This window comes from Neolewinella maritima (assembly GCF_923081025.1).
Taxonomy (GTDB): domain Bacteria; phylum Bacteroidota; class Bacteroidia; order Chitinophagales; family Saprospiraceae; genus Neolewinella; species Neolewinella maritima.
In genome coordinates this window covers 864,820-889,116 of the sequence record NZ_CAKLPZ010000001.1, presented here as the reverse complement: position 1 = coordinate 889,116, position 24,297 = coordinate 864,820, and the positions used below count along the sequence as shown (strand labels likewise).

The window sequence follows — 24,297 nt, the reverse complement described above, 5'->3', positions numbered from 1 at the left end:
GTCGATAACTGACTTAGAACACGGCACACAGTCAGTCTACCCCTTGTTCGATCTGCCTCCAGGACTTCCTCCCCTTTCCGTACCGAATGGGTCCCGCCACGTGGGTCCGGACTGCTCCTACTGCATCACCATCCCCGCCAAGGATGAGGCCGGGGGCATCGTGGCTACCCTGCGCGCACTGCACCTACAGTACGATCCTGCCGGGCGGCGCATACCCCCCACCCACTATGAGGTCATCGTGCTGGCCAACAACTGTAGCGACCGTACCGCTGCCGTGGCCCGTTCCTACGGCAGCCAGCATCCGGACTTTGGGCTGCACGTGATCGAAGTGGACATTCCACGGGACGTAGCCAGCGTAGGTGTGGCCCGCCGCTTACTGGGCGACCTGGCCGTGGCGCGGCTGCCCCCGGACGGTATCATCTGCACCACGGACGCGGATAGTACCGTCGACCGGCACTGGCTGTATTATACGGAGCAAGCCCTGGCGCGGGGGGCTCAGGCAGTGGGCGGGCGCATCATGGTGCGGCAGCGCGCGCGGGAGGGCTACCGCAAGATCTACCTCCAGGATGTGACCTACCGGATGCTGCAGACGCGGCTGGAGTCTAGCATCGACCCCTGCACGCAGGACCCCTGGCCACGCCACTTTCAGCACTTTGGCCCCAGCATCGCGGTGCGTAAAGCGGCCTACCTGGCCTGTGGAGGCATGCCCGCCGCGCGCTGCATCGAAGACATACAGCTGGTGTGGGCGATGGAGCGTATCGATATCCAGGTGGTGCACGACCCCCGAATCAAGGTATACACCAGTGATCGGGAGAGTGACCGGATCGATGGGATCGCCTTCAGCCATACCCTGGACGAGTGGGTGAAGATGGAAAACGAGGGACGTAAACCCGTCGTGTGGGGATTACGCCACTGCATCATGCTGTACAAGTGGAAGGTGGCGCTGCGCCGGGCCTTCTACGAACGCCGTATCGGCCATTCCCCGGCGCTGTTCGAACTGGCTAACTACCTGGGTATGTCGTTCCAGGAGCTGGAGAAACGGATCGTGGGGGCTCAGACGGCCGGTCAGTTGTACCAGGAGTTTCGACACATCCTGGAACGGACTCACGAGTTTTCCGACGCGCCCTTCGAGCAGGCGGTGCGGGAGCTGCGCCGGTTCACCCGTTCGATGCACCTGCGGCCCCGCCCTTCCGCTTCCAAACGTCGAGCCGGTAGCGATCGGCCCGCTCACTCCGTATAGCGTAGAAGTCCGGGAGCTGATCGGCAAAGGCCTCGTGTACCTCATCGCCGGTGAGGGGATAATCGGGGACGTAGGGGGTGTAGTGGACGAGCAGTAGGGTGCCTCCGGGATTCAGTGCCCGGCCGATGCGCTCGATGGCGCGGTCGAGGTCGCCGTAGCTCCAGTAGTAGCCCACCTCGGAGAGCACCACCAGGTCGAAGTGGCGATCGGGAAACTCCTCCGGCAGGGTCATGCGACGAAAGGAAACGTGCACCTCACCCGCGAGCCGTGCACGGGCACGCTCGAGGGCGGCTTCGGAAATATCTACGGCCAGCAGCCGGTCGCAGCGCTGGGCCAGTAGGGAGGTAAGCACGCCGATGGAGCAGCCGATCTCCAGTCCGCTGGCGTAGCGGGCTTCCGGCAGGGCGGCCAGGGAGGCGGCATACTTTTTGCGCTCGTAGGGACTGGTAGCGAAGTTCCAGGGATCTTCGCTATTGGCGTAGACGGTGTCGAAGTAGGCGTCCGTCAGCGTACGGTGGCGCTTGGTGGCGTCTTCGAAGAAGACTTCGGTGGGGTGACGGAAGTGATCGAGCATATTCTCCTGCAGCTGGAAGCCCGTGGGGTCATCATCGATAAGTCCGGCGTACTGGGAGGCGTGAGCGTGAATGGCGCGCTGCTTGCGCTCCTGCTGCTCGGCTACGGCGAGCTGCCAGACGACCATCTCCTCGGGGCGCGGCAGGTCGACCACGTTGGTCGCTTCCCACATCCACACGGGGTACTCGATCCAGCGCACACCGGGTCGGTAGCGGTCGGCCGCAGCACGGCAGATCTCCCAGGTGGCCCGGTGGTCGTCATGGGGGTCACGGCGCCAGGGTACTACGAGGGTATCGGCCTGCCACGCGTTGAGCTGATCGGTAAGTCCGGTGACGATGTCGCCGAAGTCAGGGTGCCACTGCCGGGGCACCGCACCATCCGGCAGGCGCATGAAGTGTACGTCCTGCTCCGGTACGCCGAGGATCGCGCAGGCGGCCAGGGCTTCCCGTTCCCGCAGCTCGGCCCGGGCGTTGTAGGAGTATTTCCGGGAGTTGGCGTGTGACATGGCGCCGTTGCTCACGAAGACTACGCGTACCCGTTGGCCGCGGTCGGTCAGGAGAGCGATGAGGCCGCCGCAGCCCAGGGATTCATCGTCGGCGTGGGGGGCAAAGACGACGGTAGACTGCCAGGCCTGCAGGTCGCCCACGGGGTGAACGGGTGCATCGGTGCGCAGGGCGGCCTTGCGGGCTGCTACCAGCGTGGGGTCAGTCGGAGGGAGCGTCATTAAAGTAGTATTGGCCTACGCTCTCCAGGGTCGCATCGGGGGCAGGCTGGCGCAGGTAGGTGGTGAGGTCGCCGTGCAGGCGGGCCAGGGGATGCGGGTGCAACATGCCGCGTACACCGACGGACACCTCGGCCAGTTGAAGAATTTCGCTGCAGTAATCGGCAATGGCCGTGCGGACCATATTGGCGTAGTTGACGATCTCCCGGGGGTCGGTGCTGTGGTCGTTCACGTGGCCGGCGCGGTCGAGCCAGTGCCGGCCGCTTTCGAGGCGGATGGCCATCTTGGCCAGCCGGGTACGCTGGTAGGGGTCGGCGGTGCGGCCGGCCTGCCGCAGGGCGGTGCGGGTAGCCTCGTAGACCGCCGCGCCGCCACCGAGGTGTACGGCCGCAAAGCGAATGGCGCCGCCGCTCAGGTGGGGCTGACTGTTGTAGTCTTCGGGTGCGCCCAGCAGCTCGTCGCGGGCGATGACGATGTCCGAGAAGTCGATCTTGTGGCTTACGCTGTTCTGCATCCCCACGGGTGTCCAGAAGGATGCATCCACCGGGGGGCTGTGGCGGTCCAGGGCAACGACACTCATCTGCCAGCCCAGTTCCTTGCCGTTGTGGTCGTGCAGCACACCGGGCACGATAGGTCGGGTGACCTGTACGGAGCCGCTGCAAAAGCTCTTGCTTCCCTGGATGCGCAGATCATCCGTTGCGGTAGGATGAAAGTGGATGCCATCTCCCATCTGGGTGTTCCACACGCCGAAGAGGTGACCGGCCCGCGCGTCGGCGTACCAGCGCTCCTGCTGGGCGGGGGTGCCGAACACACCGATCAGGTAGAGTGCATTGATGTGCCCCTCGTAGATGCGTCCGACGCTGAGACTGCCCTGGCCGATCTGGTACAGGAGCCGCAGCAGGCCGGCCGTACTGGCCTTGCGCTGGTCAAGGGGGGCGCCCGGCAGGGTGACGCCCAGGTAGCCCGCCTGACGCAGGGCATCCATCTCGCGGTGGGGGAAGGCCTGCGAGTGGCGGGTACTGGCCGACCATTCGGTGAACTGCCGCCGCAGCTGCTCGATGGAGATGAATTCGGTACTGGGGTCCCGGCTAAGGTGGGAGTTCGAAGGGAAGGAAGTAGCCATACAGTACTCAACTACTAGATGGGCGTGCTGTGTTCCCGGTACGTTCTATTAATTGAGAAAAGTAGGGGGTGCACGCGGGTCTCGGTGGGTACGGCTAGAAATAGATGCGTATCCCCTGCACCACGGCCAGGATGGCTAGAATGCCGCCGAGAAGAAAATTGATGTTGCGGGTCAGGAAGTGGGCACGCCGTTGCATCCAGCGCGCGCTGCGGGCATAGGCCCCGAAAATAGTCAGTGCACCGGCGCCTACGCCCACGGTGAATCCCAGCCGGGAGCCCAGATCGGCCGCCAGGTAGCCATCGGCCAGTAGCCAGCCGCAGACGGCAAAAAAGTAGGGGACGGTGAGGAAATTCATCAGTGCCAGTGCCACGCCGCGCAGAAAGGCACTACCGTGATAGGGCCGGGTGTCGGGGTCTTCAGCCTGCAGCTTGGCCCGGAATCCCTTGACGAGGAAGAAGGCGGCCAGGATTAGGAAGACCAGCACGGCCCACTGCCGCATGAAGGTGAGGATACTGGGGTGGGCCGTGAAGTAGCTGGCAAAGAATACGGCCAGCGCCGCCTGACTCGTGAAAGCCGTGGCCATACCCATCCCGAAGCGGTAGCCCGCCCGCCGGCCGGCCCGTAGGGTGACGCTTACACTATTCATATTGAGCATACCCGGGAAGCAGGTAGCTGCCGTGGCGGCGGCCAGACCAAAGAGCATGGCGGTAAGAAATTCCACCCGCCAAAGGTACGCGGGGTAGATTTAAGGCGCTGCGTATGGCGCATGCTACTAAAATTTAGCACCTTCGCACGACACTCACCAAAAGACCTCACCCCATGGATCCCATCAAGATCAAGTTCGGTACCGACGGCTGGCGCGCCATCATTGCGCAGGAATACACCGTAGACAACGTCAAGCGGGTCGCCGAAGGCACCGCGCTGTGGCTCAAGCAGCAGGGCGATACGGCCCGCGTAGTGATCGGCTACGACTGCCGCTTCGGTGGTAAGCTCTTCAGTGAGACCACCGCCCGCGTACTGGGCAAGCACGGCATTACCAGTCTGCTGGCTCCAGCCTTCATCTCTACACCCATGGTGAGTCTCGGCGTGGTCAAGGCGAAGGCCGACCTGGGGGTAGTCATCACCGCCAGCCACAACCCCCCGGACTACAACGGCTATAAGCTCAAGTCGCGGCTGGGCGGTCCCAGTATCCCCGACGATGTCAGCGCTGTAGAAGCCCTCATCCCCGATGCCGTACCTACCGATCTGCCGGAGCTGGATGCACTGCGCGAGCAGGGGCTGATCGAGGAGCACGACTTCGAGCAGATCTACCTGGACCATGTGAAGACCAACTTCGACCTGGATCTGATCCGCAATGCCGACTTCGGTATCGCCTACGATGCGATGTACGGCTCCGGTCAGTCGGCCATGGTCAAGCTCCTGCCCAAGGCCCACCACCTGCACTGTGCGTACAACCCCAGCTTCCTGGGTACGGCGCCCGAGCCCATCGCCCGCAATTTGCAGCAGCTCAGCGACGTGATCAAGGCCGATCCGAAGCTCAGCCTGGGCATCGCCAACGACGGTGACGCCGACCGCATCGGACTCTACGATGAGAACGGAGAGTTCGTGGACAGTCACCACATCCTGCTGCTACTGCTGATGTACCAGTACGAGTACAAGGGCATCAAGAACGGCGAGGTGATCCTGACCTTCTCGGTGACTGACAAGCTCAAGCAGCTGGCCGAGCAGTACGGACTACCCTACGAGGTGACCAAGATCGGCTTCAAGTACATCGCCGAGATCATGGCCGAGCGCGACGTGATCGTGGGCGGAGAGGAATCCGGCGGACTAGCCGTCAGCGGTCACATCCCCGAGCGTGACGGCATCTGGATCGGACTGATGATCGCCGAGTACATGGCCAAGTCGGGCAAGACCCTCAACGAGCTCATCCAGCAGGTCTACGACAAGGTGGGTAGCTTCAACTGCGACCGCGACGACGTACACGTGGACAACGACCGTAAGTGGGAGATCGTCAAGCAGGCCAAGGAGAACCCCTTCAAGAAGATCGGACCCTACACCGTCACTGACGTCAAACACGTGGACGGCACCAAGTTCTACCTCGACGGTGAAGACCGCTGGCTCATGGTACGCCCCAGCGGTACTGAGCCCGTACTGCGGGTATACGCCCAGGGCAGCGACGCAGCCGAAGTGCGCAAGATCCTCGACGCCGGACGGGCAGAGATGGGCATCTAGCCATGACCGAGCTGCTACGCCGCGCCTACGACCCGGCCAGTTTCCGCACCCAGGGCCACGCCCTGATCGACCAGCTGGCGGACTACCTGGAGGGGGTGACGGACCATCCCGCCAATCCCTACGCCACGCCCCAGGATAGCCTGTCGGTGTGGCGTAGCTTGTTGGAGCGGGGGGCGGCACCGGAGGAGGTATACCGCCAGTTACTTACCGACAACGTGCACCTCCACCATCCCGGCTACATGGGCCATCAGGTGGTGCCGCCGGCTCCGCTTACGGCCCTGGGCGACGTGGCGGCCAGTCTGATGAATGCCGGTCAGGCCGTGTTCGAGATGGGCCGGCCGGGAGCTGCAATGGAGCAGGTGGTCATCGAACGGTTCGCCGAACTACTCCGTCTGGCACCGACCACGGGGGGCTTTCTCACCAGTGGCGGCACCCTAGCTAATCTGACGGCGCTACTGGCGGCGCGCGCCCGGCAGTGGCCGGCGGGCAGCGATGCCTGGCAGGACGGCAACGCTACGGTGCGCCCCTGCCTGCTCGTCAATGCCCAGGCGCACTACTGCATCGACCGGGCCGTACGCATCATGGGCTGGGGGGCGGAGGGGATCATCCACGTGCCGGCCGACGGGGAATTGCGCATGCGCACCGAACTGATCGATGGACTGGTAGCGGATGCGCGGGCGCGCGGCCTTACGCCCATCGCGCTGGTGGGCAGTGCCTGTACGACCAGCACGGGTACTTACGATAACTTGAGCGCACTGGCGGACGCGGCCGAGCGGCACCGGCTCTGGCTCCACATCGATGGGGCCCACGGCGCGGCGGTGCGGCTGGATCCCGGGCGGCAGCAGCTGACCGAGGGGCTGGAACGGGCAGATAGCCTTACGCTCGACTTCCACAAGATGCTCATGACGCCAGCCCTCACTACGGGGCTTTTCTTTCGGGAGGGAGGGGACGCCTACCGCACCTTTCAGCAGGAGGCGGACTATCTGCTGGGACGCTCCGGCGCGGCGGAGGACGACTGGTCGGACAACGCCCGCCGCACCTTCGAGTGTACGAAGCGAACGCTGAGCCTGCGGGTGTTCACGCTGTTGACCACCTACGGGCCGGAGGTGTTCCGCGACTACGTGGTGCAGGTAGGTGCACTGGGGCGCACGCTGGCCGGGCTGGTACGCCGGCATCCCAATCTGGAGCTGTTCATGGAGCCCGATGTGAATATAGTATGCTTCCGCTTCGTGGATGCGGCCTTGCCGGCGGCGCAGCGCAGTGCCGTCAATACGCTGATCCGCGCTACGCTGACCGAGGACGGCACCTACTACATCGTACAGACAAAAATTGCGGCGCAAACTTACCTGCGCTGCACCCTCACCAATGCCTTCACCACGGAGCGACAGTTGGCGGATATGCTCGCCCGGGTGGTGGATACGGGGCAGCAGCTCCTATCGCTACGGGCTGCTCTACCACTTTAGCCCCGCCGGAGCAAGAACGTTTTCCGCCGGGCCTACGTTACTCCATCAGCACGACCGATCAATCCTTCTAAACCCTAATACTTTGCGTAAACCGATCAAGATTCACCCGGAAGGCCGTAGGGTGCTTGCCCTGCTGTTTGTCGGTCTGGCCCTGATCTGCGCGCTGGTCTACTATCGCGCCCCGGCCCAGTTGCCGGTCGTAGCCATTGCATCGGGACTGTTTTTCGTCACCATCCTGCAGTTCTTCCGCAATCCCACCCGTATGGTCCCCGAAGAGGCGGACCACCTGGTGTACGCGCCGGCCGACGGTAAGGTGGTCGTCATCGAGGAAGCTTACGAGCATGAATACTTCAAGGCTAAGCGTTTGCAGGTGAGTATTTTTATGTCGCCGGTCAATGTACACGTCAACCGCAACCCGGTCAGCGGACTGGTGACCTACAATAAGTACCACCCCGGCAAGTACCTCGTAGCCTGGCACCCCAAGAGCAGCAGCGAGAATGAGCGCACCACCGTGGTCATCGATACGGGAGAGACCGAGATCTTGCTGCGCCAGATCGCCGGTGCCCTGGCCAAGCGCATCAAGAACTACCTCGAGGTAGGCCAGCAGGTCGTACAGGGGGAAGACTTCGGATTCATAAAATTCGGTAGCCGCGTCGATCTGTTCCTCCCCATCGGCACCCGCCTGAAGGTGGAGATCGGCCAGAAGGTGAAGGGGAACAAAACCGTCATCGCCGAACTCGACTAGATACCATGAGCCGCCGCCGCAACCGATCCAGCAAGCAAGCCTACGACCAAAAAACGCTACGCGAAAAGCAGCTCGACTTCCGCCGTCATGCGCGCACCTACCTGGTCATGTGCGGCTTCTTTTTACTCCTCAACCTCCTCACCACCGGCCGTATCGGCTGGGCGATCTGGCCCATTATGGGCTGGGGCATCGGCATTACCCTACAGGCCCTGAGCCTCTACGGGCCGCTGGCCGATCCGGAAGACGTCCACCCTACCGACACCCCCCGGAGCGGTAGTACGCCCCTGCCCGACCTGGAGGACGATCAACTAGACCTGCGCGAACTGGACGCCCGGCGGCCCTACCGCGACGAAGACCTGGTGTAAAGCCGCTCGAACGCCTCCCCCACCGGCACCACGCCCGGACTACCCTCCCGCAGGCGCCGCGCGCGCAGCAGACTCTCCTTGCGGTGCGGTGCGAAGTCCGCATCTTTCTCCAGTAGTGAGTTTTCGGTGATATAATCGTTGTCCGCCCCGGCGTGCAGGAACCGTCCCTTGCCGAGGTAGAACCCTACGTGGGTCACCCGCTCGCTACCGTCGTCGCGGTAGCTACCGAAGAATAGCAGATCGCCCCGCCGCAGTGCGGTGAGTCCGTCGTCGAGCGGCACGTCCACCCCGGCGTGCACCTGTTGGGAGGCGTCGCGCGGGATCACGTAGCCATTGAGGTAGTAGGCCGTCTTGGTGAATCCACTACAGTCCATGGCCTTCGTACTCGTACCGCCCCAGAGGTAGGGCCGTCCCACCTGCTGGTAGGCCGTCTGCAGTATGGAGTCTACGACTACCCGGCCGGGTTGAGCCAGCCGTGCATAGTCCTTCAGATCGGTGGCCCGGACGTACCCCCGGCGATCGTCGGGTAGCCGCACCAGTTGGTAGTCTCCGGTGGGTGGCCCCACGCGTTGGACCAGGCAGCCCGCCACCAGTTCAGATACCAGTCGGCCGCGCTCCGGCGTATCCCACACGTCCGTCTGGGCGAGGCCGCAGGTGCTGAGTTCGGACAACCAGGCGGTGAGTCCGGTCCGATCGGTGCGCACGAAGGCCCCTTCCTCGAGCCAGGCGATGTAGCGGTCGGGGGTGCGGATGAGGTACCAGCCGTCGCGCGCGTCGAGCAATTCGATGGGTGTACCGAGGAGGGCCTGGGAGGTGAGCTCCTGGCTGTGTCCCGGCTCGGTGCGGATGTTGGCCACCGAAGTTCGGATGATGCCGTACTCCCCGGTCAGCTCGGCTCGCGGCAGTAGGGCGACGGACGAGCTGACGCCTGACCACTGCGCGGCCAGGGAATCCAGGGCGCGGGCCGCGGCGGGTACCGTGGTGTATCCGCTGAGCTGAGGACCGGAGCTTGTGGGTGATATACGTACCTCGACCCGGTCGGTACGGCGGTCCGGGGCGAAGCGCTGTTGTAGGTCCGTCACCGCATTTTCGTACTGTGCAAGGTCGGACTCCCGTTCTGCCCCTGTTTTACACGAGATAGCAGCTAACAACATTATTATAAAAATAATTGTGTTTCGCATTGGTTTAGGGGTTATTTTTGTCGTGACTCGGAACTTTCGGGTCCTGCGCTGTTACTATCAACGTAGTATTCACGGTTTTGAAGTTGGCTTTCGTATTGTGAGTTTTCATTGCTTTAGCGTACCGCCTGCAACAACACCATTTGTTTTCATCCTTTTTCCTTTTTCATTATGAATTTATTTGTTGCCCGGCTAAGCTGGGATACCGACGAAGATACCCTTCGGAACACCTTCAGCACCTACGGCGAAGTAGAGTCGGTAAAAATCATCCTTGACCGGGAGACCGGTCGTTCCCGTGGCTTTGGTTTTGTAGAAATGCCAAGCGACGAAGAAGCTCAGGCAGCCATCGAGGCGCTTGACCAAACTGATCTTGACGGACGCACTATCGTCGTCAAAGAAAACGACCGCAAAGGCGGTGGCGGCGGCGGAGGCGGCGGCTACGGTGGTGGCGGCGGCGGTGGATACCGTGGCGGCGGCGGAAGCGGCGGCGGCGGTGGATACCGTGGCGGCGGCGGTGGCGGAGGTTACCGTGGCGGCGGCGGCGGAGGCGGCGGCTATGACCGTGGCGGACGCGGCGGCGGAGGCGGCGGCTACGATCGCGGTGGACGTGGTGGTAGCGGCGGCGGAGGCGGCGGCTACGACCGTGGCGGACGCGGCGGCGGAGGCGGCGGCTATGACCGTGGCGGCTACAGCGGCGGCGGTGGTGGCGGCGGCTACGAGCGCGGCAGCTACGACCGTGACAACAACTCCAGCTACGACCGGGGCAACCGGGGCGGAAGCTACGACCGCAGCGGCGACAAGAGCTACGAGTAGTTCTTTCGCATGCCCAGCGCGTTCGCGCTGGGGCAACGATACGATAAAGCCCCCCGGAAGTCATTCCGGGGGGCTTTTCTATTGTATTTTCACCACCCTAAAATCCGATCATGACACACTATTACCTTCTTTTCTTTCTGCTGCTGGGCAGTTCCCTATCGGCGCAGCTCATCACCAGCGATCCCGCCGCCCCGGTAGCGGATAAGTCCCTCACCATCACTTACGACGCCAGTCTCGGTACCGCCGGCCTGAAGGATTGCGACTGCGATGTCTACCTCCATACCGGTCTCATCACACCGGCCAGCGCCGATGGCGGCGACTGGCAGAATATTCAGACCACCTGGGGGGTAGCCAACGATGAGTGGAAACTCACCCCCGTCGCCGGTGAGCCCAACAAGTACACCTATACCTTCTCCCCCACCGTACGGGAATATTTCGACGCCGATGAGAATACGGTCATCGAGCAGGTCGCGCTGGTCTTTCGTAACGCCGATGGTACGCAGGAAGGCAAAGCCGCCGGCGGAGCGAATATCTTCGTTGACATCAGTAGCGGCGATTCCCTTTCCCTAACCCTTACCGGTCAGCCAGGCACGCAGACCTACGCCCTCGGCAAGGTGCTCCCCGTCACGGCCGGCACTACCTCGGAGGCCACCATCTCTATTTTCGACAACGACAGCCTGGTCGCCACGGGTACGGGACAGGAGCTCAACCACGCCCTCCGGCTCGTCACCCCCGGTGCACACACCGTACGCGTCACCGCCACGGCTGATGGCCTGGAGGCCAGCGATTCGTTTTCCGTTACCGGAGAGCTTATGGTTGACCTGCTACAACCCGACGCATCCGTAATACGGGCCACCGTAGGTGATCAGGTCACGGTACAGGCTACCTCCTACATCACCGCCGACCTACAGCTCAGCGCCGGAACCACCGTGCTCCAAACCACTCGCGACAGTACGCTGACGCAGCTGCTCACCCTACCAGTGGGCGAAGTGGTCACTTATACCGTCACCGCGACGTACCGCGGTGAGACGGCCTCCCGCACGGTCACCTACATCACCGGTGCCCCCAGCATCGCCGCCCTGCCCGCCGGAGCCGGCCCCGGAGCTACCCGGATGGACAACGGTGACCTGATGCTGGTACTGCGTGCACCCGGCAAGTCGGATGTGTTCGTAGTCGGTAACTTCAACGACTGGGCTCCCGTAGCGGACTCCCGCATGAACCGCACGCCGGACGACAGCACCTTCTGGATTCAGCTACCCGCTGCGAGTCTACCCGACAGTACTTTCCTGTACCAGTATGCCGTAGACGATCAGGGGCGCTTCGCAGATCCCTACAGCACGCTGGTCCTCGATCCATTTGACGATCGCTTCATCGGTCCGGAAACCTTCGCCGGTATCCCCGACTACCCTACCGAGACGGAGGGTATTGTAAGCTGGCTCCGCCTGCAGGCTCCTGAATTTGTCTGGCGTAACGACGCCTTCGAGCTGCCTGATCCGGAAAAGATGGTGGTGTACGAGCTGCTGATCCGTGATTTCCTGGCGGATCACAGCTTCGCTTCGCTCACCGATACGCTGGACTACCTGGACCGGCTCGGTATCAATACCATCGAGCTGATGCCCGTCAGCGAGTTCGAGGGTAATATCAGCTGGGGCTACAATCCGAGCTTCCATATGGCACTGGATAAGTACTACGGTTCACCCGAAGACCTCAAGGCATTCGTGGATGCCGCCCACGCCCGCGACATCGCCGTAGTGCTCGATGTCGTGTACAACCACGCCTTCGGTCAGAGCCCCCTGGTACAGCTGTGGCCCGGTGCGGAAAGCTTCGTGCCCGGTCCCGACAATCCCTACGCCAACGTCACCGCGCGCCACCTCTACAACGTAGGTACGGACCTGAACCACGAAAGTGCGCTGACCAAGGAATACGTCAAGACCACCGCCGCCTACTGGCTGAGGGAGTTTCACGTCGACGGCTTCCGCTGGGACCTCACCAAGGGCTTTACCCAGAAGGTGACTACTACGGATGAAGCCTTCAGCAGCTACGACGCATCCCGTATCGCTATCCTGAAGGACTATGCCGACCTGGTGTGGTCCGTCAACGACAGTGCCTATATGATCATGGAGCACCTGGCAGAATCCCGCGAAGAAGAAGAGCTCGCCCAGTATGGCAACGGCATGTACTTCTGGTCGGGCTTCGATCCCCACAATGCCTATTTGCAGGCCAGCATGGGTTATGACAACGACAACCTTGCACCTGCGCTCGCGGCTAACCGGGGCTTCAGCGACCGTAGTCTCATTGCCTATATGGAGAGCCACGACGAGGAGCGGATGATGTTCAAGAACCTGTCCTTCGGTAATTCCGCGGGTAGCTATGACGTCACGGACCTGTCTACCGCCCTGGACCGGGTGGAGCTCAGCAGCGCCCTGTTCTACTCCCTGCCCGGCCCCAAGATGCTCTGGCAGTTTGGCGAACTGGGCTACGATTACAGCATCAACTTCTGTGGCGGCGACCGCATCGACGAATCCTGCCGTACCGACCCCAAGCCCATCGGATGGAGCTACCGCAGTCAGGCCGACCGCCGGGACGTCTACAACACCATCGCCGACCTGCTCTACCTGCGCAACAACTACGACTTCTTCCACGGTGACATCACCGGCAGCCAGCTCGGCACCGGTGCAATTAAGTACGTACACCTCAGTAGCAGTGACGGCGCAGCGGCCGTGTTCGGCAACTTCGACGTTTCGGCCCAGACCATCACCAATGCAGTGCCCTCCGCCGGTATGTGGTACGATTACTTCAGCGGCGACTCTACGATGATCAGCGACCCAGCCGCCGGCATCGAGCTGGCCCCCGGAGAGTACCGGGTGTACCTCTCCCAGCGGATAGAGCCTATGGGCGGCCGACTGATGACCAGCCTGAACGATCGCAACGTAGCGCGGCTGTCCTTTGCCGTCTACCCCAATCCGACGAGCGGTCAGCTCACCACCACCTTCACCCTGGAGCGTAGCGCGGAGGTCACGCTTACCCTGCTCGATCTACTGGGCCGCCCGGTACAGCAGGTGTTCCGTGGTAGCCTGGGTGCCGGCTCGCAGACCGTGCCCGGTCAGGTCGGCGGACTACCTACCGGTACCTACTTCCTGCGCCTGACGGACGGTACGGCCTCGGCCATTCGCCGCGTAGTGATCCGCTAAGGGCCTACACAGAAAAAGCCCCGGCACTCAAGCGTGAGTGTCGGGGCTTTTCTATTCAACGGGATGCCCCGCAGTGTCTACTTAGCCAAGGACTAGTCTACTCCGCGAAGCGGTCTAAACCGGCCGGAGGCCGGTCTATAAAGTGGAGGCGGCGAGAGTCGAACTCGCGTCCAGCGAAAGCGCAAAGCAACTTTCTACATGCTTAGGAACCAATCAAATTTTAGTGCACCGGGTAAGTCTGGTAACCCACTTAGGTCGGTGCCTTTGATCCTTTATCTCGCTCACGACTCAGATCAGGGTCGCGGGCCAGCCCGAGGGGGTGATGATATGCGGCGAAGTGTGTATCAGGCGTCAACAACACGGCACATTTAGGCAGTTAGTCTGAGACTAGGCTGCCATTGCATAGCTGGGAGTGCCAACTAAAGGGTTCGATCATTATTTTTAACGGAGTAACTGATCATGCTCCGGCATGCTTACTACAAAGCTTACTTCCCTGTCGATTCCGGTACGCCCCCGTTGGAGCTCGCCAATTCGGGCGACCATCTGATACAAAAACGCCCCACCCCCGCAAAAGTTCCTACTTCACCCGGGTGCGCAGCATTTCTTTTTTCCCCTCCGCGCTGGTCCACAGGTAGCCCACCAGCTCGTCCCCCTGCACCAGTGGCCCCACCCCCTCCGGCGTACCGGTGAAGAGCAGATCACCCTTCTGCAGGCGGAAGTACTGGCTCACGTAGCAAATCAGCTCGGTCAGCGAAAAGATCATGTTGCGGCTGTAGCCGTGCTGCACTTCCTCCCCGTTCTTCTCCAGGCTAAACTCCACGTCGTTCACATCGGGCAGGGCAGCGGGTGCAAAGAAATGCGCGCCTAGTGGGGCCGAGTGGTCGAAGGCCTTGGCGATCTCCCAGGGGTGTCCCTTATCCTTGCAGGCCTGCTGCAGGTCGCGCGCCGTCAGGTCCAGGCCCAGACCGATCCCCTCCACGTAGTCCATGGCAAACTGCGGCTGTACGTGGCGGCCGGTCTTACCGATGCGCACCACCAGCTCGATCTCGTAGTGGATGTCCTGACTGAAGTCGGGGTAAAAGAAGGGCTTATTATTATTGAGTACGGCCGAGCCGGGCTTCATGAATACGATGGGCTGGTCGGGACGTGCGTTGCCGAGTTCGGCGGCGTGGGCGGCGTAGTTGCGGCCGATACAGATGAGCTTCATGGAAGGATACGTAGGGAGAGTGAAGTACGGTCAGGGGGTCACGGGCGTCCACTCCGTACCGGCTAGATTAGCCTGAATGCGTGCGACAATATCGGTGGTATCGGCGGGCACGAAGGACTTGCCCGTGATGCGTTCGTACAACTCGGTGTAGCGCTGGGTGACGCTGGCTACGAAGTCATCCGGCATCTCCGGCATGATCTGTCCTTCCAGCCCCCGAAAGTCGTGGTCCATCAGCCACTCGCGGACGAACTCCTTACTGAGCTGCTTCTGGTGCGCACCCTGCTGCTGCCGCTCAGCGTAGCCTTCGGCGTAGAAGTAGCGGCTAGAGTCCGGCGTATGAATCTCATCGATCAGGTAGACCTCGCCGTCGAGCAGGCCGAATTCGTATTTGGTGTCGACCAGCAGCAGACCGCGGGCTGCGGCCATTGCGGTGCCGCGGGAGAACAGCCGGCGGGTGTAGTCTTCTAATTGAGCGTACACCCGTTCCGAGACGATGCCGCGGGAAAGTATTTCCTCGCGGCTGATGTCTTCGTCGTGGCCTTCCTCGGCCTTCGTAGCGGGGGTGATGATAGGCTCGGCAAAGGCATCTGCTTCCCGTAGGCCGTCGGGCAGGGGCACACCGCAGAGGGTACGGCGACCGGTCTGGTATTCGCGCCAGGCGTGGCCGACCAGGAAGCCGCGGATCACCATCTCGATGGGGATGGGGGTACAGGCCTTGCCGGTAGCTACGTTGGGGTCAGGATTGGCTTCGAGCCAGTTGGGACAGATATCGCGGGTAGCCTCCAGGAAGTGGGCGGCGATCTGATTGAGGATCTGTCCCTTGTGCGGAATAGCGCGTGGCAGGACGTGATCGAAGGAGCTGATGCGGTCGCTGGCTACCATCAGGAGCCGGTCGCCGCGGCGGTAGACGTCGCGCACTTTACCACCGTAGCGCTCGGCGGGGGGATCAAACGTAAGCTGGGTTTCGCGCAGGGCTTGCATGGGGAAGCTTTACTGCAATATTACCCTAAAAAGGGCGGGAGGGGGCGGAATCCGCTCCCCCCCGCGCCGAATTAATTCTGGTGGGAAGCATTCTTCTCCTTGTGCTTCTTGATCTGGCGGCGGAGGGCCTCGGCTACTTCGGCGGTGGCCCGCTCGATGCTCTCATCGGTGTGGGTGGCGAAGAGGTCGTTGCCCGGGATGGCCAGGCGGATCTCCACGGTGTGGCCGTTGGCGGCACTGCCGTCGTCTTCCTTCACGAATACCTCGGCGCGCTCGATGCGGTCGTAGTAGGTTTCTAATTTGTTGACTTTCTCGTTGATGACCGCGATAGTGGCCTCCGAAAGTTCCGAAGACTTATTAATGATTACCTGCATCTTGGCTTTGTTTTAAATAGATAAAGGGAGGGATACGCCAGTAACGGCCTACCTTGCACCGCGCCGCTTGGCGAGCGGCCGTGCAAGCCTAACCACCCCGTACCCCCTTTCGTTCGCCCCACTGCCATGCGCACAGCTGTTTCCTCCTTCGTCACCCACCGGGGGCACCGCATTGCCTGCCTGTCGTACCCCAACCCCGCCGCAACCGCCCTGCCCGTAGTGTGGGTGCACGGGCTCACCGCCAGCTACCGGTTCTGGGAGGTGGCCATGTATCCCGAGGTCTGGCGCGAGCGGGCCTGGTACTCGGTGAGTCTGCCCCTACACTACCCCAGTAGCTTCACCGAAGCGGCTTCGGTAGACGGACTGACGCGCCACCTGGACGAACAACTCTTCGCCGAGCTACTGGCCGAGCCAATCCGCGCCCTACTACCGGAGGGAAAATTTCACCTCGTGGGCTACTCCCTCGGTGCCTTCTCCTGCCTCAACTACACGGCCAAGTACCCGCAGCGGGTAGCCTCAGTGATCAGCATCGGCGGTTTCATGACCGGTCGGGCGCGGGGTCTGGAGGGCGTACTGCAGTTTTTCGCTCAGGGTAATCTGGTCCGCAGGGCACTATTCCATACGGGCTGGTGGATCCTGCAACGCCACGTCGTATTCCTCAAACTAGCTACGCTGTTCTACGCCCGGCGGTGGCGTCGACTGCTGCAGTATCCTCTGCTCGACCCTACCCTGGAGGCTATTTTTCCGGACGTCCGCCAGCATCCCATCGGCGGGCAACAGGCCCTGTTTCGCTACCTGCTGGACATGAACCTGATGGACGAGATCGACGACATCCGCACACCGGTCTGTGTCATCGCCGGCGACCGCGACCCCATCATCCCCTACGCCCACCAGCGGGAGTATGCCGCGCGGCTGCAGGCGGGTCACTTCGTGCGGCTGCCCGGCGTAGGCCACGTCGCCTTCGCGGAGGCACCGGAGGTGTTTCACCGTACGGTGGTCAACTGGTTAGCTGCACACGACTGAAACCATCCCCCAGCGGCTCCAGCTGGATCTGACAGTGGATCCGCTCCCGCAGCTGCTGCACGTGACTGATGATGCCGATGGTCTTTCCCTGCGCCTGCAGTTGCTCCAGGGTCACCATGGCCTGATCCAGTGTCTTACCATCCAGCGTACCGAAACCCTCGTCGATGAACAGTGACTGGATGAGCTGCTTACCGCGGGCCAGGTCCGATAGGCCCAGGGCCAGGGCCAGACTGATGAGGAAGGTCTCCCCCCCACTCAGCGTTTCCATCGTCCGGCGGTTGTCGTTCATGTAGTTGTCGATGATCTCTAGGTCGAGGGTCTCCTTGGCTCCCGGCGCGGGCGGGGCGTAGCACATCCGGTAGCGTGGATTGATCGTCTCCAGGTGCCGGTTGCCGATACTGACCAGCCGCTGCAACGTGATCGACTGCGCGAAACTGCGAAACTTCTTTCCGTCCGCCGAGCCGATCAGCTCGTTCATACGCGCCCAGCGGTCGCGCTCCTTTTCCAGGGCGGCTAGCTCGATCCGCTGGTGGGCTACCGCTTCGATGCGCTGCTCATCCTCCCGTTGCTGCTGCTCCAGCGAGCCGATGTCGCGCTGTACCCGCGCCAGTTCCTCTTCGACCTGCGCTTGTTCCGCACGTAGGGTACTGCGTTCGGGCAGGCCGACCAGCGCGGCGGCGGCCTCCCGGTATTCCGCAGCTACCCGTTCGGCCAGTGCCCGGTTGGTGGTGCATTCCTGTTCCGCGGCCTGTAGGTGCAGCCGCAGGTCCGCCAGCTCAGTCGGCCCCAGCAGGTGCCGGCGGGCTTCTTCCCGCGTCAAGTTTAGGGACAGTAGGGCCTCGGCCAGTCGTTCACTAACTACCAATAGCTCCTGGCTCAGGCTGGTACGCTGGGCCTCGATCGATTGCTGCCGCTCCTTCAGGGTAGCGAGCTGGGTGGCCCCCAGTTGGAGCTCACGCTGGTGATCGGTCAGTCGCTGCTGCACCTCCGCCCCCTGCCGCAGGTAATGTTGGCGGTAGCTACTGCTACTCGGGTGCGGGTGGAGGAGCTCGGTCAGCCGGTCCTCCTGCTGCTTGATCTCGGTTTGAATCTTGCTTAGGGTGATCTCTACCTGACCGATGCCCTGCTCGGCCTCCTCAAGTGCACGCGTTTTAGCGGCCAGCTCCGCCCGCTTGATCTGCAGTTGCGGTACCAGGGGTCGTAGCCGACGTAGTTTGTCCAGGCGTTCTCGGCCGGTCTGCAGCGCTTGCTGCTGGGCCCGTTTCCGGGCTTGTAGTTCCTCTACGGTAGCAGCGGGGGGCGATCCTAGCTGGGTAAGTTGAGCCCTGCGCTCCTCCAGTACCCGGCTACTGGCGTTCAGCGCGCTGCTGAGCGAGTTACGCTGATCGGTGGCTGCGGCTACTTGCTGTTCGACGGCCATAAAATCGTTACCCCGATGGAACACCGCTTGTTCTAGACTGCTGATCTGTTGATCTAGTACCACGCCATCGCTATACGGGTGGTGGGTAGCTCCACAGAGCGGACAGGGGTCGCCATCCTGCAACCTTTGCCGGTGTTCGTCCAGACTAGCGTGTAGGCGAGCGACCTGTACCCGTGACTGTGCCAGGTCAACCTCCAGCTCCGCGGACTTAAGTTCCTGCAGCAAGTGGTCTACGCTTCCGGTAGCCACCCGTACTTCCTGCGCCAGTTTATCGTACACCTGCGTTTCCTCCGCAATAGAATGTGCTACGGTCAGGTAGGTCAATTGCCCCGTCAGTTCGTTCAGCTCCTGTTCCAGGCGGGGCAGAGTACCCTCCAGCGTGTCCGTTTCCTCCGCGACCGCTTCGGCGGATAGTCCACCGAGCTGCTCTTCCAACGCAAGAATTTCACGTTTCAAGCGCTGCAGTTCGTCGAGGGTCGTTGTGCGCGTGCGCCGGTGCCGGGTCAGGTCCAGGGTAGCGACTTGCTGCTGCTGGGCCAGTAGCTTCAGTGCGGTTTCCAGTTGCTCAGCGTCGGCCAGGCACTGTTCGCGCTGGGGGCTTTGCTGGGTGAAACGGAGTAACTGTTGGTCGAGCGCCTGCTTTTGCTCATTGATCTGTTCCTGTGCGGAAGCTGAGGCCTTCACTTCTTCCTGATTGACTGCGCTGCGCGTCGCGACGTGTACCAGCGCCGCCGTCAACCGTTCTTCCTCCTGCAGGTCAGGCCGCAGGGGCAGCAGCTTATCGCATACCTTCAGCTGCTGTCGCTGGGTGGCAAGCTGCTGCCAGACCTGCTCACACGCCGCTAGGTTTGTGGCGGTAGCTTCCTGCTGATCAGCCAGCCTGGCGGCCTGATCGTGCCGCGTCAGTTGCGTAGTGAGTACGCGCAGCCGCTCCTGTAGGGCAGCCACCACCTCCGCCCGTTCGCTTAGGGACGCTTCGAGGATGGCGCGTTCCTCGGCACGTAGTGGCAGGATATGTTCCAGCGCCGCCGTGGCCCGCTCGAAGTGATCGCGGGCAAGTTTGTGCCTGCGGTAGGCACCCTGGCTCAGTTGATAGTACACCTCGGTGCCGGTGATCTGCTCGAGTATCTCGGCTTTCTCGCCGGGTTTAGACTTTAGAAACCGATCGAAATCTCCCTGAGTGAGCATGACCGAGCGCACGAAGCGTTCGTAGGTAAGGCCCGTAACCTCTTCGGTCAGTCGCTCTACGTGCCGCTTCTTGGTTTGCAGAATATCGTAGGTGCCGGTATCCGTGTTCCAGCGGCTGATCTCCCGGCTGCTGCCCTGCAAGTCCTTGTGGGCTTTGGAATGCGCCCGTCGCCGTCGCCATACGCTCCGGTAGCGTCCGGTGCCGACCTCGTACTCTAGCTCGGCGTGGCACTGTGCGGTGCCGTGGGTCATCACCGTAGCTACTTCCTTCTTGGCATCGGTCAGGGTCTTGGTCCGCTCGGTCTGCCCGTAAAGGGCCAGGGTGATCGCGTCGAGTATAGTGGTCTTACCGGCCCCGGTAGGCCCTACGATGGCGTAGAGCGGGTGATCGGCCAGGGGGGCTTGCGTGAAGTCGATCACGTGCTCCCCCCGCAGGGAGTTTAGGTTGAGGATGCCAATGCGAAGGATCTTCATGCCGGCTCTTCATTGATCCAGTCGCGCAGCACGAGAAAGTCATGGCGCAGGGCGGTAGCCATCTCTTCACTGGGTTGCGCGCGGGCGCAGAGTTGGGAGAAGACCTCCAGGGGGTCTAGTTCGTCTAGCTGTTGCTGTATCGGATCGTGTCCGTTCATGGCCGAGTGGGGGGTGAGGCGCTCCCTACTGATTCGGATGAGTTCGATGGTTGTCTCGGAGCCACATTCGGCCTGTACGTCCCGCAGGTGCTTGAGCAGCTTTTCCCGCAGATTGGGGATGGGGTCGTCCGACAGTACCCGCACCTCGGCCCAGGGGGTCAGGGTATGCACCGTATCGCTCCGTACGGCCTCCGCCAATCGCCGTTTGATTTCCGGCAGTTCGTAGCGCAATCGAAGCAGGGTACGGGCATAGGGTACGGGTACCTTCCTACTGCTGACCGGCTCACCGGCCCGACCGATATCCACGATCCGGACGCTGCGCGCGGCTTGTCCCTCCACGAAGGTCAGCGGTACCAGGCTACCGGCGTAGCGGATATGCTGCTGATCCCCCACCCGCTGCGCGCGGTGGATGTGGCCCAGGGCCACGTAATCGAAGCAGCCGGGAAAGGCCCCGGCCTCGATGTTCTGCTCGTTGGCCTGGTAGATGTAGCTCTTCTTTTCCTCGTCGTCAGATGCCCCGGCGGCGAACAGGTGACCGGTAGCTACGATGGGCACTGCGTCGTGCGACCGCTGGGCAACGGCCGCCGTGGCGATCTCCTCGAAGTGGTCGCGGATACCGGTGCGCAGGGCGTCAGCCCGGTCCTCCACCGTCTCCCCAAAGCGGGCGGTGCGCAGGTCGCGCTCCCGCAGGTAGGGTACCGCGGCGATCAGTACTTCCTGCTCCCTACACTGTATGCGTACGACCCGCTCCGCAGCCGGAGTATCGGCCGCGCCCACCACGTGCAGCTGCAGGGCCTTCATCAGACTGCGCGGTGCGTTCAGCAGCGAGGGTGAATCGTGGTTGCCCCCCACGATGACCGCGGCGGTACAGCAGGTACCCCGTAGGCCAGCCAGGAACTCGTAGTATAATTCCTTGGCCTGGTTGGAGGGGTTGGTCACGTCGAATACATCGCCGGCCACGATGACTACATCGACCCGTTCCGAGGCCACCGTTTGCAGCAGCCACTTTAGGGCCGCCCGGTGCTCATCGCTGCGGTCGCGGTTGTAGAGCCGGTGTCCGAGGTGCCAATCTGCGGTATGAAGGATACGCATCAATCGTGTCCGGTGAATTTCTGGTGGGCGGCGTTGCTGCGGTAGAAGGGCGGGTAGTCGCCATTGGGAATCTCCGCCTGTCCTGCTGTTCCCTGCTTATACTCGTAGGTCCGGGCCTGGAAGGTCCCGCCATCCCTTACCCGTACGCTTACTATAGACTTCCGGTATTCGTCAGAGGCGTTCCCCGCTACGCCCTCATAGGCGTCAAGCAGTTCCCAGGTTTCGGCTACCCGGTCGGCATTGAGTCGGTACAGCTCTCCGGTCGTAGTGCCGCCGCCCTGCACGAATCCGGGATAGCCCCCCAGATCGATCAGTCGGCCGGAGGTAGTGGCCTTCCCGACCAGCGTAGCCCGCCGGCGCAAAAACTTGCTCATGCTGGAGGGGATATCACTGCGCAGCGTGCCGTAGGCAAAGAGGTATTCATCGGCCTGACTCATGAGGCAGTAGGTAGGGGATGCCGGTCGCGGTAGGCGGCGACCAGATCCAGGTGATAGTAGGCTACCGTTCCCCCGGGGTAGTGCTCGGCAATGTACGCCAGGATGCCCCTGCGCCCCTCGGCATCCGGCACGTGGCGCATGGCCTCGTCGATCCAGTTCATCGTCTCACCGGGTAGCAGATCTTCGATCTTGAACTCGTGCCCCTCCCCGTAGGCCTGCGCCAGGTGGCTGTAGGTGGTAGTGGCTTTGAGTCCGCGCTTACGGGCGATGTCACGCGGGGAGGCCCCGGCCATATACTGTCGGTAGGTGACCAGGTGGGTGGGCGTATCGCCGCGACTGGCCCGGTCTTCGGCCTGGCGCGCTTTGCGCAGGTCGCCCTCCCGGGTGGATGGTGGGATCGTCGGCGTGGCCTGGGTACTAGTAGGCTGCTCATCAGAAAATGACTTGATGGCCTGCAGGAAGTGGGCGCCGAAGCGGGCCAGCTTGACTTCCCCTACCCCACTGACGCGCGACAACGCCAGCTCGGTACGCGGCGCACTGGCGGCCATTTCCTCCAGCGTCTTGTCAGAAAAGATGAGGTAGGGTGGAATGGCGGCCTCACGAGCCAGGTTGCGGCGCACCTCGCGCAGTACCTCGAACAGGTTACCCCGGCTACGCGGCGCGGCGGCGCGCTTGGCGGTCTTGCTCTCCTCCTGCTTCTTGCGGTCCTTGATGATCTGGAACTTGACCAGCTCCACGGTCTCCCCGTCGAACAATACCCGGCGGGCGGCGGGGGCCAGCCGCAGTTTGTTGTAGTCTTCATGGGCCACGTAGAGGTAGCCCAGGCTGATGAGCTGTCCGAAGTACTGGTTCCAGTCGTAGCTCGACATATCGCGGCCCGCGCCGTAGGTCTTGACCTGGTCGTAGCCGTTCTTGCGTATGTCCTGCCGGCCAGACCCCCGCAGTACGTCGATGGCCATGCCCTGACCCACCGACTGCCGCAGCCGGGCCACTACGCTGAGCGCCTTTTGGGCCAGCACGGTGCCGTCAAAGCGCTCCGGTGGATTAGCGCACACATCGCAGTTGCCGCAGTCGTCGCTGTGGTCCTCGCTGAAGTAATTGAGCAGGATGCGCCGCCGGCAGGCCAGGCTCTCGGCGTACTCCTTCATGCGGTCCAGCTTTGCGAGCTGGATGTCGGCATTGCCGCCGCCGGAGATCATGTCCTTGAGCGTAGTGTAATCATTGTAGGAATAGAACAGCAGGGTGTCCGACTTGCTTCCGTCGCGCCCCGCCCGCCCGATCTCCTGGTAGTAGTTCTCCAGGTTCTTGGGCATGGTGTAGTGGATCACCCAGCGCACGTTGCTCTTATCGATGCCCATACCGAAGGCGATGGTGGCACAGACGATGAGCGTCTTGTCGTTGATGAAGTCCGACTGCACCTTGGCCCGGCGATCCGCGCTAAGTCCGGCGTGGTAAGCCTCGGCGTTGTAGCCGGCCTCGCGGAGCTTATCGGCCAGGTTCTCGGTCTGCTTACGGCTCAGGCAGTAGACAATGCCGGCCTGCTCGGGTCGCTCGCGGATGAAGCGTACGATCTGCTCACGACGCTTCTGTCCGGGCCGCACTTCCAGGCTTAGATTCGGTCGGTTGAACGAAGCGATGAACTGCTTGGCATCGGGGATACCGAGCTGCTCGGCCATATCGCGGCGGGTGAGCCGGTCGGCCGTAGCGGTGAGCGCCAGCACGGGCACGTCCTGGAAGGCGGTCTTGAGCTGCTTGAGCATGGTGTACTCCGGGCGGAAGTCGTGGCCCCAGGCAGAGATACAGTGGGCCTCGTCGATGGCGAACAGACACACCCGCCGCCGGCGCAGAAAGCTGAAGAAGCCGTTGGAGAGCAGCTTTTCCGGACTGACGTACAGCAGGTGCAGCTCGCCGTTCTCGTAGGCCTGCTCTACGGCGTGGGACTCATTACCCCGCTGACTGCTATTGAGGTAGGCGGCCCGGATACCTACGGCGGTGAGGCCGTCGACCTGGTCCTTCATCAGTGAAATGAGGGGACTGACCACCACCACCGTGCCCGGCATCGTCATGGCCGGGATCTGGAAGCACATGGACTTGCCGCCGCCGGTGGGCATCAGTACGATACCGTCGTTGCCCGCATACACGTGCTCGATGATCGACAGCTGCTGGGGCCGGAAGTCATCGTAGCCGAAATACTTTTTGAGCGCCGTGCGGGCCAGTTCGGGTGTCATTCGTTTCACTTAAGTGGTGGGGGTTGGCAAATATTACAAATTGTTTTAGGAACTACAAGCGTGTTTGAAGA

The 24,297-nt window shown here is 62.3% G+C and carries 19 protein-coding genes and 1 other RNA gene; 8 read left to right on the top strand and 12 right to left on the bottom strand.

Annotated elements, in window-relative coordinates:
• The first annotated feature begins 43 nt into the window (after positions 1 to 43).
• Positions 44 to 1,240 (top strand): glycosyltransferase, encoded by a 1,197-nt coding sequence (locus MJQ68_RS03595; protein ID WP_238749611.1) that lies wholly within the window; start codon positions 44 to 46, stop codon positions 1,238 to 1,240.
• On the opposite strand, the gene MJQ68_RS03590 is transcribed toward MJQ68_RS03595, so the two are convergent.
• The 3 genes from MJQ68_RS03590 to MJQ68_RS03580 all read right to left on the bottom strand — a co-directional run bounded on the left by MJQ68_RS03590 (position 1,158) and on the right by MJQ68_RS03580 (position 4,378).
• Positions 1,158 to 2,537, bottom strand: a complete 1,380-nt coding sequence (locus MJQ68_RS03590) for a PIG-L family deacetylase (RefSeq protein ID WP_238749610.1) — start codon at positions 2,535 to 2,537, stop codon at positions 1,158 to 1,160. The two genes, MJQ68_RS03595 and MJQ68_RS03590, sit on opposite strands and share 83 nt — an antisense overlap.
• The gene (locus tag MJQ68_RS03585; RefSeq protein WP_238749609.1) at positions 2,518 to 3,657 is read right to left on the bottom strand and encodes an acyl-CoA dehydrogenase family protein; all 1,140 of its coding nucleotides are present in this window, start codon (positions 3,655 to 3,657) and stop codon (positions 2,518 to 2,520) included. Before MJQ68_RS03585 ends, MJQ68_RS03590 begins: the two co-directional genes overlap by 20 nt.
• Positions 3,658 to 3,751: 94 nt before the next feature.
• A complete protein-coding gene (locus MJQ68_RS03580) occupies positions 3,752 to 4,378 on the bottom strand; it encodes a LysE family transporter (RefSeq protein ID WP_238749608.1) in 627 nt (208 codons plus the stop codon).
• A gap of 98 nt (positions 4,379 to 4,476) precedes the next feature.
• Between MJQ68_RS03580 and MJQ68_RS03575 the strand changes: the two genes are divergently transcribed.
• The 4 genes from MJQ68_RS03575 to MJQ68_RS03560 all read left to right on the top strand — a co-directional run bounded on the left by MJQ68_RS03575 (position 4,477) and on the right by MJQ68_RS03560 (position 8,462).
• The gene (locus MJQ68_RS03575) at positions 4,477 to 5,889 is read left to right on the top strand and encodes a phosphohexomutase domain-containing protein (RefSeq protein ID WP_238749607.1); all 1,413 of its coding nucleotides are present in this window, start codon (positions 4,477 to 4,479) and stop codon (positions 5,887 to 5,889) included.
• Positions 5,890 to 5,891: 2 nt separating this feature from the next.
• Entirely contained in the window at positions 5,892 to 7,352 is a 1,461-nt protein-coding gene (locus MJQ68_RS03570) for a pyridoxal phosphate-dependent decarboxylase family protein (RefSeq protein ID WP_238749606.1), read from the top strand.
• A gap of 94 nt (positions 7,353 to 7,446) precedes the next feature.
• Positions 7,447 to 8,097: a phosphatidylserine decarboxylase family protein gene (locus tag MJQ68_RS03565; protein WP_406612752.1), complete on the top strand. Its 651-nt coding sequence runs from the start codon at positions 7,447 to 7,449 to the stop codon at positions 8,095 to 8,097.
• 5 nt (positions 8,098 to 8,102) lie between these two features.
• A complete protein-coding gene (locus MJQ68_RS03560; RefSeq protein WP_238749604.1) occupies positions 8,103 to 8,462 on the top strand; it encodes a 2TM domain-containing protein in 360 nt (119 codons plus the stop codon).
• Here MJQ68_RS03560 and MJQ68_RS03555 read toward each other — a convergent pair.
• Entirely contained in the window at positions 8,438 to 9,544 is a 1,107-nt protein-coding gene (locus tag MJQ68_RS03555) for a C40 family peptidase (protein ID WP_238749603.1), read from the bottom strand. The two genes, MJQ68_RS03560 and MJQ68_RS03555, sit on opposite strands and share 25 nt — an antisense overlap.
• Before the next feature lie 267 nt (positions 9,545 to 9,811).
• Here MJQ68_RS03555 and MJQ68_RS17920 point away from each other — a divergent pair, with 267 nt between their 5' ends.
• Positions 9,812 to 10,453 carry an RNA recognition motif domain-containing protein gene (locus MJQ68_RS17920; RefSeq protein WP_264758991.1) on the top strand — a complete coding sequence of 214 codons (642 nt, stop codon included), beginning with the start codon at positions 9,812 to 9,814 and terminating at the stop codon, positions 10,451 to 10,453.
• A 110-nt stretch (positions 10,454 to 10,563) separates the two neighbouring features.
• On the top strand, positions 10,564 to 13,644 hold the full coding sequence (locus tag MJQ68_RS03540; protein WP_238749602.1) for an alpha-amylase family glycosyl hydrolase: 3,081 nt from the start codon (positions 10,564 to 10,566) through the stop codon (positions 13,642 to 13,644).
• A 140-nt stretch (positions 13,645 to 13,784) separates the two neighbouring features.
• On the opposite strand, the gene ssrA is transcribed toward MJQ68_RS03540, so the two are convergent.
• The 4 genes from ssrA to hpf all read right to left on the bottom strand — a co-directional run bounded on the left by ssrA (position 13,785) and on the right by hpf (position 16,206).
• Positions 13,785 to 14,159, bottom strand: a transfer-messenger RNA (tmRNA) gene (ssrA, locus tag MJQ68_RS03535).
• Positions 14,160 to 14,221: 62 nt separating this feature from the next.
• Positions 14,222 to 14,851 carry a fumarylacetoacetate hydrolase family protein gene (locus MJQ68_RS03530; protein ID WP_238749601.1) on the bottom strand — a complete coding sequence of 210 codons (630 nt, stop codon included), beginning with the start codon at positions 14,849 to 14,851 and terminating at the stop codon, positions 14,222 to 14,224.
• Between the two features lie 30 nt (positions 14,852 to 14,881).
• Positions 14,882 to 15,832, bottom strand: a complete 951-nt coding sequence (locus MJQ68_RS03525; protein ID WP_238749600.1) for a phosphoribosylaminoimidazolesuccinocarboxamide synthase — start codon at positions 15,830 to 15,832, stop codon at positions 14,882 to 14,884.
• Positions 15,833 to 15,903: 71 nt separating this feature from the next.
• Entirely contained in the window at positions 15,904 to 16,206 is a 303-nt protein-coding gene (gene hpf, locus MJQ68_RS03520) for a ribosome hibernation-promoting factor, HPF/YfiA family (protein ID WP_238749599.1), read from the bottom strand.
• Between the two features lie 126 nt (positions 16,207 to 16,332).
• On the opposite strand from hpf, the gene MJQ68_RS03515 reads away from it, so the two are divergent.
• Positions 16,333 to 17,229, top strand: coding sequence for an alpha/beta fold hydrolase (locus tag MJQ68_RS03515; RefSeq protein ID WP_238749598.1), 897 nt, complete (start codon positions 16,333 to 16,335; stop codon positions 17,227 to 17,229).
• On the opposite strand, the gene MJQ68_RS03510 is transcribed toward MJQ68_RS03515, so the two are convergent.
• From MJQ68_RS03510 to recQ, 4 genes are read right to left on the bottom strand one after another with little or no spacing between them, the layout of a single operon-like run.
• On the bottom strand, positions 17,204 to 20,311 hold the full coding sequence (locus MJQ68_RS03510) for an AAA family ATPase (protein WP_238749597.1): 3,108 nt from the start codon (positions 20,309 to 20,311) through the stop codon (positions 17,204 to 17,206). The two genes, MJQ68_RS03515 and MJQ68_RS03510, sit on opposite strands and share 26 nt — an antisense overlap.
• Positions 20,308 to 21,561 carry an exonuclease SbcCD subunit D C-terminal domain-containing protein gene (locus MJQ68_RS03505; RefSeq protein ID WP_238749596.1) on the bottom strand — a complete coding sequence of 418 codons (1,254 nt, stop codon included), beginning with the start codon at positions 21,559 to 21,561 and terminating at the stop codon, positions 20,308 to 20,310. Before MJQ68_RS03505 ends, MJQ68_RS03510 begins: the two co-directional genes overlap by 4 nt.
• Positions 21,561 to 21,998, bottom strand: a complete 438-nt coding sequence (locus tag MJQ68_RS03500; protein ID WP_238749595.1) for a gamma-glutamylcyclotransferase family protein — start codon at positions 21,996 to 21,998, stop codon at positions 21,561 to 21,563. The genes MJQ68_RS03505 and MJQ68_RS03500 overlap by 1 nt, the downstream gene beginning before the upstream one ends.
• Entirely contained in the window at positions 21,995 to 24,226 is a 2,232-nt protein-coding gene (recQ, locus tag MJQ68_RS03495; protein ID WP_238749594.1) for a DNA helicase RecQ, read from the bottom strand. Before recQ ends, MJQ68_RS03500 begins: the two co-directional genes overlap by 4 nt.
• Positions 24,227 to 24,297: the final 71 nt, after the last annotated feature.

What these genes read in the sequence shown, in the direction of transcription:
- MJQ68_RS03590 (WP_238749610.1), bottom strand. Translation starts at nt 2,537, where the DNA reads ATGACGCTCCCTCCGACTGACCCCACGCTGGTAGCAGCCCGCAAGGCC.
- MJQ68_RS03585 (WP_238749609.1), bottom strand. Translation starts at nt 3,657, where the DNA reads ATGGCTACTTCCTTCCCTTCGAACTCCCACCTTAGCCGGGACCCCAGT.
- MJQ68_RS03575 (WP_238749607.1), top strand. Translation starts at nt 4,477, where the DNA reads ATGGATCCCATCAAGATCAAGTTCGGTACCGACGGCTGGCGCGCCATC.
- MJQ68_RS03570 (WP_238749606.1), top strand. Translation starts at nt 5,892, where the DNA reads ATGACCGAGCTGCTACGCCGCGCCTACGACCCGGCCAGTTTCCGCACC.
- MJQ68_RS03560 (WP_238749604.1), top strand. Translation starts at nt 8,103, where the DNA reads ATGAGCCGCCGCCGCAACCGATCCAGCAAGCAAGCCTACGACCAAAAA.
- MJQ68_RS17920 (WP_264758991.1), top strand. Translation starts at nt 9,812, where the DNA reads ATGAATTTATTTGTTGCCCGGCTAAGCTGGGATACCGACGAAGATACC.
- MJQ68_RS03540 (WP_238749602.1), top strand. Translation starts at nt 10,564, where the DNA reads ATGACACACTATTACCTTCTTTTCTTTCTGCTGCTGGGCAGTTCCCTA.
- MJQ68_RS03530 (WP_238749601.1), bottom strand. Translation starts at nt 14,851, where the DNA reads ATGAAGCTCATCTGTATCGGCCGCAACTACGCCGCCCACGCCGCCGAA.
- MJQ68_RS03525 (WP_238749600.1), bottom strand. Translation starts at nt 15,832, where the DNA reads ATGCAAGCCCTGCGCGAAACCCAGCTTACGTTTGATCCCCCCGCCGAG.
- hpf (WP_238749599.1), bottom strand. Translation starts at nt 16,206, where the DNA reads ATGCAGGTAATCATTAATAAGTCTTCGGAACTTTCGGAGGCCACTATC.
- MJQ68_RS03515 (WP_238749598.1), top strand. Translation starts at nt 16,333, where the DNA reads ATGCGCACAGCTGTTTCCTCCTTCGTCACCCACCGGGGGCACCGCATT.
- MJQ68_RS03510 (WP_238749597.1), bottom strand. Translation starts at nt 20,311, where the DNA reads ATGAAGATCCTTCGCATTGGCATCCTCAACCTAAACTCCCTGCGGGGG.
- MJQ68_RS03505 (WP_238749596.1), bottom strand. Translation starts at nt 21,561, where the DNA reads ATGCGTATCCTTCATACCGCAGATTGGCACCTCGGACACCGGCTCTAC.
- MJQ68_RS03500 (WP_238749595.1), bottom strand. Translation starts at nt 21,998, where the DNA reads ATGAGTCAGGCCGATGAATACCTCTTTGCCTACGGCACGCTGCGCAGT.
- recQ (WP_238749594.1), bottom strand. Translation starts at nt 24,226, where the DNA reads ATGACACCCGAACTGGCCCGCACGGCGCTCAAAAAGTATTTCGGCTAC.